Raw genomic sequence first — 16,198 nt, 5'->3', positions numbered from 1 at the left:
TCACCTGAACAATGAATTTTGTCAAAACAAAAACTGCATCAATATCTTACAAATTATCCCAGCTTGCCTAATTTTTTGTATTCGTCCTGGAAATAGTATAGCTTTTTATCCGAATTTTGGATTTATGAATTATTCAGGTTAGTTATGTAAAGTATTTATTGATTTCGGCTATGTAATTTTTTTCTGATCGTCAACTTCTATTTGTATTGAAGTTTGAATAAAAATGAATCTGAGTTTCTTTGGAATAAAAGTACAAAATTCAAGATGCAATTGAAAGAAATATGTATGCCACAGAGAACATTGCTGTACGGTAAAAAGGCAGGAACAAGCCAAAAGCCTTATCAATATTGCGTCCCGATGGGACTTAAAAAAATTAGGGGTTGTTTATTGTTCTACCGATATTTGGTCCCTAACGGGACTGTCACGTAGGGACAAGATGTTGGTAGAAAGTAAATTACAAAATTGAATTAAGTCCCGTCGGGACGAAATAGAATTTTAACCGGACAATAGTGCACAGAGAATGAAGAATTCTGTTTAAAATTCTTGAAATCAGTAAATTTCTTCCTAAATATAGAATTCTACATTATAATCAGGATTGGTAGGGATTATTCAAATATGGGGATAAATAACAATATCTTGGATAACCGGGAAAAGCTATACCAGATTCCGGTAAATGTATCTTGTTATTTAATTTGAAACAGCAGTTTAATCCTTAAAAGGAAATGGCATTTTTATTAATTCGGAATTTAAAATATCGACAGGATCCCAATCATTGCCCCTTTTAACTACTGCGCCTTCGGCATAGTTTAAAAATATTGAATAGACAGGTTTGCGCAAATCTTCAGGTATATCGTCAAAAGATGAGCGGAAATTATCAAAACGAAGTTTTACGGTATTATAATGATGTTTAGCCATTTGGGAAGTCATCTTATTCTTTTGTAAAAGACCTCTCTCCATAAGAAGATAATACAGATGAGCTGCGTCAGGCCCGATTTGTTTGACACTGGCATTTGCCAGGCTCTTCAGGCAAAAGGCAATTTGCTCTTCAGTATATCCGCACCGTTCAGGGTTTTCATCAAGAGCTTTCATCATGCCAACAATTCTGCGGCATTTCTCGCAATACCCGCAGGGATAAAACCGGCCATCCTTTTGGTGAGCGGCATGACAGGATATCTGATGTTGCTGCAATTCAGGGTAACGCTTAACAAGGACTTTCATAATCAGCAACTCCGACAATGGCCTGATCAGTGAAAACTGGCTGATATTCCATCCTTTTTTGTAGAAGTACCGGCTCATGGTCTTGTCAAAATACGGGCTCTGGTCAAAGTATCCATTATAATGTTGTATGCCCATGAAGGAACATTTCTGTGTGGAATCATATTCATCGCCAATGATCAGCCGACCTGCATGCCGCTTAATAGCCAGGGGTATGGCGCCAAACAGAAATATGGCCACAGTCCAAAGCCGGATGGGATAATCATCAGCTCTGATATTCCTGAAATCTTGCCGGATAAATGGCATCTGCGTATTCATCCAGGAAAAGATGCGGTCGCTGTTGCACCATACACGACAGGTATTCTTTTCGATCTTCTGAAAATAGCGATACGTATTTAATGCAGTAAACCAATGCCTGCCCGATTCATTAATAAAAACCGGATACGGGTCCTTTTCAATCTCTTTGATGATACCGTATGTAAGAAGGCTGTCTTTACCACCACTGCTTAATATGACATGCCTGTTCGGATCACCTTCCAGAGTTTTCCTGCGGATTACTGATGAAGAATAAAGGGTATTAATAAATATTACAGAAGCTGCTGTGTAATCTTTTCTTTTTTCCGGCATGATGCCTTTGGCAATATCAGTCAGAAACGGGTTATCTCCAAGAATTTTTTTTATATAAATTTCCCTGGATGTATTTTCCATCATGTCGATGATAAAACGTTGATCAGCGGCATCGAAAAGACCATCAAAAATGATCTTCTCACAGAAGAGGCCATAATTCAAAGCGAGCTGGGCAAGAATGACCGATGCCAGGTTTTGGCTGAAGGCATCCCCGGGAGAAAAGACATTTTCTTTAAAAGTATAGATCAGGGTGCTGGATGATTGGCGTTTATCCTTTTGAGTAATGGTGTAAGGCGCCCTGATACTATTATATTTGATATGAACAGGACCGACTTGCAGACTTTCAAAAACGACCAGAGTTTTAATGGATTTCTCTTCCAATCTTACAATCTTTTAATATGCGGGATAATGACCTCCAGCAATCTGTCAGGGCCATCAGCGAGAACATCGAAAGCCGGTTTGCCGGTCTCAGCTGAAATCCGCAGGCATTCGTAGGGGATCTCTTCCCTGGTCATGTCTTCATGGTTTATTGTAACAGCGATGACTTTGGTACCGGATATAATCTCTACAGCTTTGATCTGGTATTCCAGCGGTTCAATCTTATACTGCGGGAATCCGTCATACAACTGTCTTCGTGGGGCATGTTGCAGGATGACAAAATCGGGTCTGACAGCAGCGAGTATCTCATATCCTCCCGGATAGGCCGGATTCAGAAGGCCACCCTGTCCTTCAATGATAATCGCATCAGGATGTTCATTCTCCCAGGCAGAATAAACGGCATGTTCAATTTCCCCGGTGAGAAAATCATTGATAAGGGTATCAAGCATGATGCTGTACTTCGCGCCCTGGAGCCAGGCGGTTTGTCCTGTCCCGATCAATTCAGCCTTAAAACCCGCCTTCCTTAAACCCTGAACAATAAGCCATGCCGTTGTCCTTTTACCAATGGCTGAATCGGTACCCAGTACGGCAAGTTTAAGACATTTGACATCCAGAATTTTTGCGGTATAAAAGTGCAATTCTTCTATCGGAGGACTTTTACGGATATCTCTGATTTCCAACCCTTTGCTTTCAGCTATGGAGATCATTTCAGAGTCCTGCGAAAGAAAATCGTGTAATCCGCTGTCGACATGAAGACCATTTTTTAATGCAACCTTAACATCCTCCTTAGCCTGTTGGTTCAACCTTCCACCGTCGGGTGCCAGTCCGATGACAAGACATATGGGAACGATTTCTTCTTTTAATGCTATGTTGATAGCCTCTTCAATTGATCCCACCACCGGAATATTGTTGTTTTGTCCGTCAAGCACCTGACCGGTATCCTGGCCGGCATATCTGGAATCGACTACTGACAGTACCCGGTATCTTTCGGTAAAACGCACCAACCCATGTGTTGTCTTTCCATTTGGGGTATTAAAAGCACCCTGGCAATAAACGATGGCATTTATCTTCATGATGGCATTATTTTCTGCCAGTCAGCACTGCAACATACCGGTCGCCTTCCATAGGTTTCTTTTTATGTTGTTCAAGCAGTGCGATGAGGCCGGCAGTGGAGGCAGGTAAAACACTCAAGCCTTCTTTTTCCCTCAGTAACTTTGAATAATATGACAGCTTCGTGTCGGTGATATCTGATGCCCAACCGCCGGTTGAACGAATTGCCCACAGGGCTTCATCTCCATCATATGAATGCCAGTTGATCAATGGTTCATTAACGGATGTCTCTTTGATTTTCTGAGGTTCCAATTCTGCACAGGTTTCCAATCCTTTTTGAAAGGAATAAATAATAGGGTTTTTCCTGTATGATGAACCTGCAACAATAAGAGGTATCCGTGATGTTTTTCCTCTTTTATACAGAGTCGAAAATCCACGGTGTATTCCTGCCAGCATGGTGCCATTCGATACCGGAACGGCTATTGCTTTAGGTGCATCTCTGAGGGTATCATATATTTCGTATGCTATTTCAGCATAACCAGTAAGTTGGATGTGGGTATTTACCCCACCGGGATTGGCATCATAATATTCCTTTTCAAGTGCCAGTTGCCTGGAGAAAGCGACCGATTCTTCATAACTTCCATGGGTACGGATTATTTCAGCATCCATATCTTCCATTTCCCGAAGACGTTTTGGATGATAATTCTCAGGAATACAAATAACACATCGAAGGCCTGCCAGTTTTGCCGATAGAGCGGCTGAGGCACCGTAATTTCCACATGTGGCAATGGTAATGGTGTCAAAACCGCGTCGCAAGGCATCCAGGCTTTGTAAAAAGGCAATCCTGTCCTTCTGTGTACCTGTTGGATTACCTCCTTCGAACTTCAGGTATATCTGCCTGAGGTTTGCTTCGCGTTCCACATTGCGCGCTCTTGTAAGAGAAGTATCACCAACTTCGATATTGATGATATCCTCATACATCTCAAGCCTGTCAATTAACGGATTTGATAAGTCTCTGACGATTTCGCTGAGTTCCTGTGTCTCTTTGGATATAACTGTTCCAAATCCCGAAGCACCATCGATCAGATTATAAGGCGTATGAACCGACTGCCCGTTTACTTGCTTTATTTCCAACACACCCTGTATTAAACGGTTGATAAATATTTATTGCTGGCCTCATTTAGTTGGTCAGGCATAAAACGAAAACGGGCAAAATTACATTTTTTAAAATTCAATTCGATTGTATGGTAAAAAAAATGACAAATTGTTGAAATCTATTATGTAATGTTAAAATTCGAGAGAGTACATGTCTATTGTTGTTGAACAAATTACTGTAAGCACTCAGGTAAGCGTTCTGATAAGGATAGAAAACATATCATCTAATTTAAGCGAGAGTTATTATCATTTTACTCAAATACAGTATCAAAATTTTAAGTAATTTTGCCAGCCATTTAAAACAAAATGTTCAAGGTGAAATTTTCGGTTTGTGCAATGCACCATGAGAATCGAAGATTTTAATTTGATAAAACGAAAACTGCGGATGTGGCGGAATTGGCAGACGCGCTAGACTTAGGATCTGGTGCCGCAAGGCGTGGGGGTTCGAGTCCCTTCATCCGCACTTTCAATATAAATAAATTTTTCACTCTAATTTAATACATGAATGAACATCTCACATGAAACCACGGGCGACCTGACTGCCACAATAAAAATTGAAATCCCGGCTGGAGATTATCAGGAGGAGGTCGAAAAGGTACTGCGAGAGCATCGCCGCAAAGCCAGTATGCCGGGATTCAGGCCAGGCCATGTGCCCTATGGCATGATCCGCCGCATTTATGGCAACAGCGTACTGGCTGAAGAAATCAATAAACTGATCACCGCTTCACTTGACGATTATATCAAAAAAAATGAATTTGATATTATAGGTATCCCTATTGTCAGCAAAGACAAAAGTAAAGAACAGGATTTCGATAAACAGTCTGATTTTGAGTTTTACTTCGATATCGGATTGACTCCAAAATTTGCCCTGACTCTGACTGAAGATGTAAAAGTCAACCAATATATTATCACCTTTGATGACAAAATGGTTGATAACCAAATCACCGAATATCAGTACCGGTTTGGTAAATCAGTTATTCCCGATGCCATTGGGGAGGATGATATCTTAAGGGGAGATATCGCCGAACTTGATGAATCGGGAACTATCAAGGAAAATGGCATAAACAAGTCTACATCATTGATGGTTCGTTACATAAAGGATGAAACGATTAAATCCATGTTTCTGGGTTCAAAGGCCGGCGATAGGGTTAGATATAATCCACTGAAAGCCTCTGAAAGCACCGCTGATACTGCATCTCTTCTCGGCATCACAAAAGAAGAAGCTGAAAATCTCACTTCCGATCTTGAGTTTACGATACATGAAATCAGCAGGTTTGAACCAGCACCTGTGGACCGGGCACTGTTCGACAAAGTTTATCAAAATCATTACATCACAACTGAAGAAGATTTCAGGACAAAAGTCAGACAGGATGTAGAAGCCAGACTCCGTTCGAACAGCGAAGGAAACTTTATGTCAACCGTGGTCGACATTTTAATGAAGCAGGCAAATATTGAGTTACCGGATGACTTCATCAAACGCTATCTGGTCGAAACAGGGAAAGAAGGACTCACAGCTGAACAGGTGGAAAAAGACTATGACAAATATGCCCGTTCGATGAAATGGCAACTTATCGAAAATAGGCTTATAAAAGATTACAACCTGGGAATAACTGATGAAGAGAAAAGGAATTATATCCGGAATTATTTTAAAGGGCTTGGTCATGACCACGAACATGAGCATGAGGAATATCACGGTAAGAATGAAAAAATGGAAGAACTGGTCAATCTGATCATGCAAAATGAAGAAGAGGTACGCAAAATTAACGACTACCTTTATGACACAAAGCTAAAAAACCTGTTCAAAGACAAACTTGGAGTCATTGAGAGTGAGGTGTCATATGAAGATTTCATTAAATTAGCATCAGAATCCAAACCATAATAAAATAATCTTATGAAGCCCGATGAATTCAGAAAATATGCCGTTAACCACAGAGGCATCAGTAGCTTAAATCTTGACAGTTATACCAAACTTATTGGCAATTACATATCACCAACCATCATTGAGGAACGTCAGCTCAATATAGCAACGATGGATGTTTTCTCCCGGTTGATGATGGACAGGATTATTTTTCTCGGTGTACCGATTGATGATTATGTTGCCAATATCATTCAGGCCCAGCTTCTATTCCTGGAATCCTCCGATTCACGGAAAGATATCCAGATCTATCTCAATACGCCCGGAGGATCAGTATATGCAGGCTTAGGTATTTATGACACGATGCAATACATAGCACCTGATGTGGCGACGATTTGTACTGGCATGGCAGCATCCATGGGGGCCATATTGTTATGTGCCGGAACAAAGGGAAAGCGGACAGCCCTGAAACATGCCCGGATACTTATCCATCAGCCCATGGGCGGTGCTGAAGGCCAGGCATCCGACATTGAGATCACAGCCCGTGAGATACAAAAAATTAAAAAAGAACTATACGAAATCATAGCCTTTCATTCGGCACAGCCATATAAAAAGATATGGAAGGATGCTGACCGGGATTTCTGGATGACTGCTTACGAAGCCAAGGAATATGGCATGATTGACGAGGTTTTGATTCGCACAAAACAATAAAATATTGGAAAAGTCAGGAACCAAACTCCTGCATTTACGTATGAAGTAGCTGTATGGCCAGAAGTTTTGAAAGATGTTCGTTTTGTGGCAGGCCGAAAAAGGATACCAATGTCCTCATTGCCGGTCTGGATGCTCATATTTGTGACTATTGTGTTGCTCAAGCCCAGGCCATCATTGATGAAGAGGTCACTCCAAAGAAGAGTGAAAAATTCAGCCGGATTAAATTGCATAAACCTGCTGAGATCAAAGCCTACCTTGACCAATATGTCATCGGTCAGGAAGAGGCAAAAAAGATCATCTCAGTAGCTGTCTATAACCATTATAAACGAATTTCACAACCCATGGATCCGGGTGATGATGTTGAAATTGAAAAATCCAATATCATAATCACCGGTGAAACAGGTACTGGTAAGACATTGCTGGCCCGGACCATTGCCAAGATGCTGCATGTACCTTTCTGTATTGCCGATGCCACTGTGCTCACCGAAGCAGGTTATGTGGGCGAAGACGTAGAAAGCATATTATCCCGTCTTTTGCAGGTTGCCGATTATAATGTTACATCAGCAGAGAAGGGAATTATTTTTATCGATGAAATTGATAAAATATCGCGTAAAAGTGACAATCCATCGATAACCCGTGATGTTTCAGGCGAAGGTGTCCAGCAGGCTCTGCTCAAACTATTGGAAGGATCCATCGTTAATGTACCACCCCAGGGTGGAAGAAAACATCCTGAACAGAAATTCATTCAGATCAATACACAGGATATACTTTTCATTGCAGGAGGAGCATTTGATGGCATCGAAAAAAAAATCGCTTCAAGGCTTCAGACTCAAATAATCGGTTATAATGCAGCCAGGATAAAGGATTCGGTTGACAAGGATAATCTCTTACAGTACATTGCTCCCATGGATCTGAGGAGCTATGGCCTGATACCGGAAATTGTTGGCCGTCTGCCCGTCATAACTTATATGAATCCCCTTGATCGCGTTACATTGCGCAGAATTCTTATTGAACCGAAAAATTCAATTATTAAGCAATTCATCAAGCTCTTCGCAATGGATCATATAAAACTAAGCTTTAATGATGCCGTACTAGATTATATCGTTGATAAGTCTATCGAATTCCGCCTCGGCGCCCGTGGATTACGATCCATTCTTGAGGCCATCATGACTGACGCGATGTTTGAGTTGCCCTCTGACAATTCAACAAAGGAAATTCACATCACCTCCGATTATGCTGAGGATAAGTTAAGAAAAACCAATACTGCCCGGCTGCGAGTCGCTTAATAACCTCTTCAGAATTTAATCATGGTACAATTCTTGCCAAAGAATTCCATTTGCATTATGAAAACCATCACATTCTTTATATTTCTTTTAATGTTTTCTGTCGCTTCATTCTCACAGGAATATTACACTCATTATGCCCTCATCCGGACCACACAGGGGGATACTCTTTACGTTATGTCTTTACCGACAGTCAATATTTATGGTAAAATTATTTTTAAGACGAAAGGAGAATCGAGACGATTTGATAAACTGGCCCGAAATGTCAAGAAAGTATATCCTTATGCTGTTCTGGCAAGAGAGAAGCTTGCAGAATACAGTTCACTCCTGGCAGATGTGACAAGTGATAAGGAAAGACGTGCACTCATGCGACAGGCGGAAAAGGAGTTACAGGACCAATATGGTGAGGAACTGAAAGAACTGACTTTTACTCAGGGTATGATCCTGATTAAATTGGTGGACAGGGAAACAGGCGATACATCTTATGAGCTCGTTGAAGAACTGCGAGGCAAATTTGTCGCTTTTTTCTGGCAATCTCTAGCCCGCATTTTCGGATATAATTTAAAGACCAAATATGATCCCTCCGGTGAGGATAAGGACATTGAAACTATTGTTCTGATGATTCAAAACGGAACGATTTAATACTAACACATAAGCTTTGGAAAATTGATAAAATTACTGACTGCCGACTGTCAACCGCCAATAGTCAACTGCACACTACCTCCCCCTGCCCTGAATAACAATCAATATAGTATAGATGAGAATCTTAAAGTCCATGGCCAGAGACATGTTCTCAATATAAAGCAGGTCAAATTTAAGCCGTTCGATCATCTGGTCGACATTTTCAGCGTAACCGTATTTAACCTGCCCCCATGATGTAATTCCCGGCTTGACTTTTTGAAGCATACGGTAATGAGGGGCTCGTTTGACGATCTGGTCGATAAAAAACTGTCGTTCAGGGCGAGGACCGACAAGGCTCATATCACCGATCAGAACCGAATAAAACTGTGGAATTTCGTCTAACCGCACTTTACGAATAAATCTGCCAAAAGGAGTTATCCTTGGATCGATTTTGGATGATAACAAAGGCGTACCCTTCTCCGCATTGCGGTACATCGACCGGAATTTATGCATCTTAAATGGTTTACCATGAATGCCAACCCTTTCCTGCGAATAGATAACCGACCCACTTGAGGAGAGTTTTACACCCAGGGTAGTAAAAATATATGCAGGCGACAGAACCAGCATGGCAATTAAAGATACAACAATATCGATGAGTCTTTTGAGTGACTGTTGCCATGCCGGCATGAGTTCTGAAGAGATCTGAATAAGCGGTGCTCCAAAGATCGAGGATGTCTTCACCATGCCCATCATAATATCCTGCATATCCGGTATAACCTTAACGATAACATCCAGATCCTCAAGTTCAGTGATGATCTCCTCCACTATTTTATGTTCCGGCTCCTCTACTGCAATGATCACCTCTTCTATCCTACAGGATTCAATGATATTTCTCAGATCCTTATAATAACCCAGATGAGGCAAATGTCCGGCCAATTTAAAATTATCAGCATCAAGCACTCTAACAAAACCTATAAACTTATTACCACTTGATTTAACCTGGTTCTCGATTTCCTTATAAATATTTATTGCATTACCGTTGCTGCCGATAATGATGGTATTGAAGCCCAGGGCTCTGTTATGTATATTACGTACAGTAATGGTTGTTAGAACAAGCCTGAAAAAATAGGTGATGGAAAAATGCAGGCCATAAAGCACAAGGAATGACTGATAGTAAGTTTTATAAGAAATGACAATATCATCCAAAATGAGAGCGAAGAATATAAAGATCACGCCTATCAGAGAGATTAACAATGTTTGACCCAGTTCACGCAGACGGGCCTTACGGTAAATATCATTATAGGCTCCAACCAGGATGTAAAGTATAAGCCAGAAAACCGGAACGATCAGTATCCCATAATAAAAATTGTGATCGGAAAATATTTGAATTAGGTTGGCAACTATCTGATCATCAATTTTATACTTTCTGTAAAAAAAGAATAAACTCCAGGCGATTGCAGCCGATAATAAGTCGGCAATAATGTATTTGGTTACCTGTAATTTTTTATTCATCATCAATTGGTTAGTGTAATAATTTCAGGTTATCGACCATTATCACAGGTTCAGTCACGTCATCCTGCTTTAAAGCCCCGATAAAGACATTATAATCAATAGCTGAAGTGTGGTTATTGACAGCATTTGTCAGGTTGATATAAATTTTTTTCCAATTATCCGTTGCATTCAATACGACAACCGGTGACTGAACAGCCTGTGAATATTCATTAGCAAATATACCAACTGTTAAATTATTATTTGTTCTGAAATTCATTTCCAGATAGACATCCTCACCAGTTCTGGGCAGGACATAAGCTTCCTGTGTAAGGGCTTCGAAAAAAATCCGGATATCATCCATATATACGATACCGGAATACTCACCTTCAAAAACATCACCAAATTGCGAAGTAACCCTTACGGTGGTATCACTCCGGCTCGACCTGACCAGTGAGGACTGACCATCTTCGAAATCCTCTACCCAGTCAAAAACGGTAAAATCTTTATATTTTACAACAGGGTAGATAATAATGACACTGTCCTTCACCATGTTTATCTCTTTGCTGTAAGATTCATAGAACGGGTATTCCCCGCGGGTACCGGCGATGCCGTTAATTTTTATTCCGGCCCTTATCTTTAAAGTATGCAATCCGTCTTTCAGAACAGGAAACTGCACAGGTAATTCAAAAGCACCTAACAAATCTTCATCCACATAAACCCAGGCATCAGTGATATTATGCGACAATGACCCTTCCGCACTGGCCAGATCAGGATTGGATATCAGTTTTATGGTATCAATCCGGATATAAGAAGGGATCAATGCTTCCGGATCCTCCGGTTTACAGGAAGATAAAAATAACAGGAACAGAAACACAACCGCTATAGTACATACCAATGGCCTCAACTTGCCGGTCTCAAGGGACAAATGTCGATTCAAATTCAACTTCCAGAAAAACGGACAGTCCGTTTTTATATTGCTGATCCGGCTCAAATTAAACAAATTATCTTTCTTAAAACGAATCAAAGATTATTAGGTAAGAACCTGATCTTGTCCATGATCTGGTATGCAATTTCCAGTGCCTGATAACCATCGCTAATAGTAACAGGAGGATCGCTATTTTTGATGATGGCTTCAGCAAAACACTCCAGTTCATGCTTTATCGCATTAACAGGCTTTATCTCAGGTTTTTCAAAATAGATCTCCTTTTTCCCTTTACCATTGCCCAAATCGATGATCATAGACAGCGGATTGGGTTTACCCTGAAGGACATCCTGTAATCTGATAATCTCAACAGATTTTTCAAAAAAATCGACTGAAATATATGCATCTCTCTGAAAGAAACGTGTTTTCCTCATATTTTTCAATGATATTCTGCTTGCTGTGAGATTGGCCACACAACCATTATCGAATTCCAATCTGGCATTGGCTATATCGGGAGTATCGCTGACGATTGCCACGCCGCTGGCATTTATCTTTTTCACATTGGACTTAACCACGCTTAGCACAATATCAATATCATGTATCATGAGATCGAGGACGACAGGCACGTCGGTTCCTCTGGGATTAAACTGTGCCAGCCGATGTGTTTCAATGAACATAGGATGATTAAGGAAGGGTTTAACGGCGAGGAAGGCAGGGTTAAAACGTTCGACATGCCCCACCTGCACTTTAACGCTGGCCTCATCGGCGATTTTCATAAGTTCCCTGGCTTCTGCAGGTGTAGCCACAATCGGCTTTTCAATAAAAACATGCTTTGATCGTTTCAGAGCCTTTGAAGCACAGTCGAAATGCGAAAGCGTTGGTGTCACAATATCCACAACATCCACAGCTTCAATCAGGTCGGTCACCGAACTGAAATTCATCAGGCCAAACTCACTTTTAACCTGTTCAGTAACTAACTGATCCGGGTCATAAAAACCTGCCAGATAAAAATCATCAACCTCCCTGATACATTTGATGTGTATTTTCCCCAAGTGGCCTGCGCCTAAAACACCAATTTTTAACATAATACGATTTTTTGCAAAAGTACAGTTTTTGGTCAATGAAATTATTAATTTCGTGAGAATTTAATGCCCCTAATCATTCATGGTCATACTATCTTGATCGATTCATATAAACATAGAGGTCTCAGGAAACAGCTTATTGACAGCCTGCGTTTTAAAGGTATTGCCGATGAGAAGGTGCTGAAGGCGATGGAAGAAGTCCCGCGGCATTTTTTTTTCGATTCCTCATTTCTCAAATATGCCTATGACGACAAGCCATTCCCAATAGGTTCAGGGCAAACCATTTCACAACCTTATACTGTCGCTTTCCAGACTGAGCTGTTGGATGTAAGAAAGGGCGATAAAATCCTTGAAATCGGCACCGGTTCAGGTTATCAGGCTTGTATACTGGCCCGCCTGGGAGCAAAGGTTTTTTCGGTTGAACGTGTGAAAAGCCTTTATTCGAGGGCCAAATTCCTTCTGGGAGAAATGGGCTATTCAAACATTAAAATCTTCTATGGTGACGGCTACAAAGGGCTCCCCGCCTTTCAGCCTTTCGACAGGATTATCATCACAGCTGCAGCACCTTTCATTCCTGAAGTACTTATCGATCAAATCAAACCTGGAGGTATGATTGTACTCCCTCTTGGAGGAGGCGATGTACAGGTTATGACGCGTGTAATTAAAACAACCGGGCAGGATTATATAACCGAAGATCATGGATTATTCCGGTTTGTTCCGCTGCTTTCGGACAAAGAGGAAGGGGAATAGCCTTTTATTTCACTTGCGGGCTTTTTTCAATGAATCATAGAAAACCTGTTGAATTTTTGTGCGGATATTCTTCTCGATTAGTTTATTATTTAAGGCTGTCGGATAAACGCGGTTTGAAAGGAATACATAAACGAGTTTGTTTTCCGGGTCAGCCCAGGTATAGGTTCCCGTGAAACCGGAGTGTCCAAAGCTTTGTGATGAAGCACTGCCACATGCCGGTCCATTATTGTCTGCCAATGTATCCGGTTTGTCGAATCCCAGTCCCCTGCGATTCCTGTTGTATGGAAACTGTTGTTTGGTAAATTCCACTACCGTAGCGCTATCAAGATATCTTTGACCATTATATTGGCCGTATTGCAGTAACATTTGCATGATAATCAACAGATCGTTGGCATCAGAGAACAGTCCTGCATGGCCCGAAACTCCTCCAAACATGGCAGCGCCGGGATCATGAACATCACCATGGATGAGTTGGTGGCGGAAAACTGTATCAATCTCGGTAGGCACAATTTCCATCAGGTCAAAATGGTCTCGTGGACAAAAGCACATGGTATGCAGTCCCAGAGGTTTATAGAAATGTTCTTGCACATAACTGTCGAAAGGCCTGTTGGCCACATTCTCGATAATTCTTTTTAACAGATAGAAACCCAGATCACTGTAAACATATTCTTTTTTCGTCAATAAAGGGGAAGCTATGATCGTATCGTACATCATCCATGGATAATCACGGTGTATAAATAAGTTCTCAGCAACACGGTAAGGAAATAACGTTGAGTATGTTTTACTAAAAATGGAAGTATCAGGAAAGCCGTCATGAAGGATATTTTTATAAAAGGGTATCCACGGTTTCAATTGAGCCTGGTGGGCCATTATCTCCCTGATTGTCAGATCCGCTTTGTCTGTTCCCCGTGCAAAAGGCAAATAATCCCCGACTTTCATGTCAAGATCGATCTTACCCTCCTCCTCCAGCTTCATCACGGCAAGTGTGGTAGCCACAATTTTAGTTACAGATGCCAGATCATACAGGTCAGTGTTTTTAACCGGGTCAAACTTGTTATATGTGTGATAGCCGAATGACTTCTGGTAAAATACCTTTCCATCCACTGCGGCCATGATCTGGCATCCCGGAAAGACACTGTCAGCTATGGATTGCAAGACCAATGTATCTATGTATAGCAATTCCTCCGGTTTTATGCCAATTTCCCCGGGTACAACATAAGTCAGCCCGGAATTGCCTACAGTAACAATGCCGGTATTAACTGGAAATTCATGGGAACCCGTAACAGGGAGCTTTCCTCTGGCGGCAAGACTGCCAAAGATGATCTGAGCAGAAACTTCCTGGGCATCAACAGAATTCTGGTATGAAACCAGCAATACATCAATATTCTTAATATCTGTGAACTGCGACAGCACATAAGGACTGCCAAAGATATCCAGAATGACATTTTTCTTTTCCAGTATCTGGTTAATAAAGGAAACCAGCTGGGTGTTTATGCCAAAACCTTTATCAGGGGAATTGGTGAGATTATGCAATGAAATGATGACCAGGTTATATGGCCTTAAGAGTTCAGTTACCGAATCCGCGTATTCATCAAGGCCGTGAAATGAATGGCAGAAATGTTGGACATGTACAAAGTTGCTCAGCATAGTCTGAAAGGGAGTGATACTTTGACTCCCGAGTGACAATGAAGCCAGATTGAGGCTATCCGTATCATCTAATGGAATAAGATTATTCGTATTTCTGACAAGAGTGACGGAGGATTTGTATATCTCCCGGATGATGGTTTTGCTGCGGGCATTGTTCAGATCTTCTGTCAGCCCCCGTATAATAACAGGTTTGTAATCAGCCAGACCTGCCAGGTATTTAAATGTCAAAACATTTCTGCATCTTGATATGATATCGGATTCCTTAATAAGTCCGTTTCTAACTGCCTGTTTGATGCTTTTAATGGCGGTGGGAACATCCTGAGGAAGAAGCAGGATATCGTTACCAGCCCTGAAAGCCTGAAGTTCGATATCTCCCGGTTTAAAATAATTGGTGACGCCCTGCATATCGAGTGCATCAGTGATAATGAGGCCTTTGAATCCCATGTATTCACGAAGCAGGCCGTTAACAATGGGCTGCGATAAGCTGGATGCCAGATTCCTTGTTGTGTCGTAAGCCGGCAGGAACAGATGAGCCATCATGACTCCCGCAGTACCTTCATCAATAAGCTGCTTAAACGGTACCAGTTCCAGGGAATCCAACCTGCTTTTGGAGTGTTTGATTACAGGCAAGGTATAATGTGAGTCGCTACCGGTATCGCCATGTCCCGGAAAGTGTTTGGCAGTAGCCAGCACGCCATTGTCCTGCAAGCCATGCATATAAGCGAGACCTTTACCGGCAACATTCGTTTTGTCCTCCCCGAAGGACCTGTAATTGATGACAGGATTATGCGGATTATTATTTATATCCACAACCGGCGCCAGGTTCATATGAACACCAAGACGCCTGCATTGCCTGGCGATTTCCGAAGCCATAGCATAAACCAGGGTATCACTGTTCATAGCCCCAAGTGTCATCTGGTACGGAAAAGATATCGTGCTATCGAGACGCATACCCAGCCCCCATTCGGCATCAAGTGATATTAACAATGGCACCTGAGCTTGCGACTGATAAATATTGGTAAGAATTGCCTGTCTTACCGGTCCTCCCTGGAAAAAAGTCAATCCTCCTATTCCATATTTGCGGATGAGATCCATAATTGCTTTCTGATGCTCCGGGCCCTTATTTGAGTAAGCTCTTACGGAAAGTAACTGAGCGATTTTCTCATCAAGAGATAATGAATTCAGAACGGAGTCGACCCAATGATCGGCAACCTTCGTTTTATATCCACTTATTTGGATCGTATTCTGCGCCAAAACAGCAGGAACAAAACAAGATAAAAACAGTATAATGGTCAGACCCGGATAAAAATTGCATCTCATAAGCGTTAATTATAACGGGATTTCAAAAGTAATGATTAAAATTCTAATCATCCTCTCTGCGTTAGTCATCAATTTTACATAAATTTGAACA

12 protein-coding genes and 1 tRNA gene are annotated in these 16,198 nt (G+C 41.4%); 6 read left to right on the top strand and 7 right to left on the bottom strand.

Annotated elements, in window-relative coordinates; genetic code table 11:
* Window positions 1-705: 705 nt before the first annotated feature.
* The 3 genes from NT175_01000 to NT175_00990 are packed head-to-tail and all read right to left on the bottom strand — an operon-like array spanning window position 706 to window position 4,323.
* Window positions 706-2,223, bottom strand: a complete 1,518-nt coding sequence (locus tag NT175_01000) for a hypothetical protein (GenBank protein MCX6233290.1) — start codon at window positions 2,221-2,223, stop codon at window positions 706-708.
* A 2-nt stretch (window positions 2,224-2,225) separates the two neighbouring features.
* Window positions 2,226-3,293: a DUF1611 domain-containing protein gene (locus tag NT175_00995; protein ID MCX6233289.1), complete on the bottom strand. Its 1,068-nt coding sequence runs from the start codon at window positions 3,291-3,293 to the stop codon at window positions 2,226-2,228.
* Window positions 3,294-3,300: 7 nt separating this feature from the next.
* A complete protein-coding gene (locus tag NT175_00990) occupies window positions 3,301-4,323 on the bottom strand; it encodes a pyridoxal-phosphate dependent enzyme (GenBank protein ID MCX6233288.1) in 1,023 nt (340 codons plus the stop codon).
* Window positions 4,324-4,806: 483 nt separating this feature from the next.
* On the opposite strand from NT175_00990, the gene NT175_00985 reads away from it, so the two are divergent.
* The 5 genes from NT175_00985 (at window position 4,807) to NT175_00965 (ending at window position 8,916) form a co-directional block, all read left to right on the top strand.
* Window positions 4,807-4,888: transfer RNA gene (locus NT175_00985), tRNA-Leu, on the top strand.
* A gap of 42 nt (window positions 4,889-4,930) precedes the next feature.
* Complete coding sequence (gene tig / locus NT175_00980; GenBank protein ID MCX6233287.1) at window positions 4,931-6,304, top strand: trigger factor; 1,374 nt, start codon at window positions 4,931-4,933, stop codon at window positions 6,302-6,304.
* Between the two features lie 12 nt (window positions 6,305-6,316).
* A complete protein-coding gene (gene clpP / locus NT175_00975) occupies window positions 6,317-6,991 on the top strand; it encodes an ATP-dependent Clp endopeptidase proteolytic subunit ClpP (GenBank protein MCX6233286.1) in 675 nt (224 codons plus the stop codon).
* Between the two features lie 53 nt (window positions 6,992-7,044).
* Complete coding sequence (clpX, locus tag NT175_00970; GenBank protein MCX6233285.1) at window positions 7,045-8,277, top strand: ATP-dependent Clp protease ATP-binding subunit ClpX; 1,233 nt, start codon at window positions 7,045-7,047, stop codon at window positions 8,275-8,277.
* 57 nt (window positions 8,278-8,334) lie between these two features.
* Window positions 8,335-8,916, top strand: a complete 582-nt coding sequence (locus NT175_00965) for a DUF4294 domain-containing protein (GenBank protein ID MCX6233284.1) — start codon at window positions 8,335-8,337, stop codon at window positions 8,914-8,916.
* Window positions 8,917-8,991: 75 nt separating this feature from the next.
* Here NT175_00965 and NT175_00960 read toward each other — a convergent pair whose 3' ends face one another.
* The 3 genes from NT175_00960 to NT175_00950 all read right to left on the bottom strand — a co-directional run bounded on the left by NT175_00960 (window position 8,992) and on the right by NT175_00950 (window position 12,393).
* Complete coding sequence (locus NT175_00960) at window positions 8,992-10,407, bottom strand: sugar transferase (GenBank protein ID MCX6233283.1); 1,416 nt, start codon at window positions 10,405-10,407, stop codon at window positions 8,992-8,994.
* A 10-nt stretch (window positions 10,408-10,417) separates the two neighbouring features.
* Window positions 10,418-11,323: a hypothetical protein gene (locus tag NT175_00955; protein MCX6233282.1), complete on the bottom strand. Its 906-nt coding sequence runs from the start codon at window positions 11,321-11,323 to the stop codon at window positions 10,418-10,420.
* Between the two features lie 83 nt (window positions 11,324-11,406).
* Window positions 11,407-12,393: a Gfo/Idh/MocA family oxidoreductase gene (locus NT175_00950; GenBank protein MCX6233281.1), complete on the bottom strand. Its 987-nt coding sequence runs from the start codon at window positions 12,391-12,393 to the stop codon at window positions 11,407-11,409.
* A gap of 63 nt (window positions 12,394-12,456) precedes the next feature.
* On the opposite strand from NT175_00950, the gene NT175_00945 reads away from it, so the two are divergent.
* Window positions 12,457-13,140: a protein-L-isoaspartate(D-aspartate) O-methyltransferase gene (locus tag NT175_00945; protein MCX6233280.1), complete on the top strand. Its 684-nt coding sequence runs from the start codon at window positions 12,457-12,459 to the stop codon at window positions 13,138-13,140.
* 9 nt (window positions 13,141-13,149) lie between these two features.
* On the opposite strand, the gene NT175_00940 is transcribed toward NT175_00945, so the two are convergent.
* Window positions 13,150-16,107, bottom strand: coding sequence for a serine hydrolase (locus NT175_00940; protein MCX6233279.1), 2,958 nt, complete (start codon window positions 16,105-16,107; stop codon window positions 13,150-13,152).
* Between the last annotated feature and the right edge of the window lie 91 nt (window positions 16,108-16,198).

The sequence above is a fragment of the Bacteroidota bacterium genome (assembly GCA_026391695.1).
GTDB lineage: Bacteria > Bacteroidota > Bacteroidia > Bacteroidales > JAGONC01 > JAPLDP01.
This window is presented reverse-complemented; position numbering and strand designations above follow the sequence as displayed.

Coding starts and splice junctions, on each gene's coding strand:
- NT175_00940 (MCX6233279.1), bottom strand. CDS start 16,107: ATGAGATGCAATTTTTATCCGGGTCTGACCATTATACTGTTTTTATCT.
- NT175_00995 (MCX6233289.1), bottom strand. CDS start 3,293: ATGAAGATAAATGCCATCGTTTATTGCCAGGGTGCTTTTAATACCCCA.
- clpX (MCX6233285.1), top strand. CDS start 7,045: ATGGCCAGAAGTTTTGAAAGATGTTCGTTTTGTGGCAGGCCGAAAAAG.
- NT175_00960 (MCX6233283.1), bottom strand. CDS start 10,407: ATGAATAAAAAATTACAGGTAACCAAATACATTATTGCCGACTTATTA.
- NT175_00965 (MCX6233284.1), top strand. CDS start 8,335: ATGAAAACCATCACATTCTTTATATTTCTTTTAATGTTTTCTGTCGCT.
- NT175_00950 (MCX6233281.1), bottom strand. CDS start 12,393: ATGTTAAAAATTGGTGTTTTAGGCGCAGGCCACTTGGGGAAAATACAC.
- NT175_00945 (MCX6233280.1), top strand. CDS start 12,457: ATGCCCCTAATCATTCATGGTCATACTATCTTGATCGATTCATATAAA.
- tig (MCX6233287.1), top strand. CDS start 4,931: ATGAACATCTCACATGAAACCACGGGCGACCTGACTGCCACAATAAAA.
- clpP (MCX6233286.1), top strand. CDS start 6,317: ATGAAGCCCGATGAATTCAGAAAATATGCCGTTAACCACAGAGGCATC.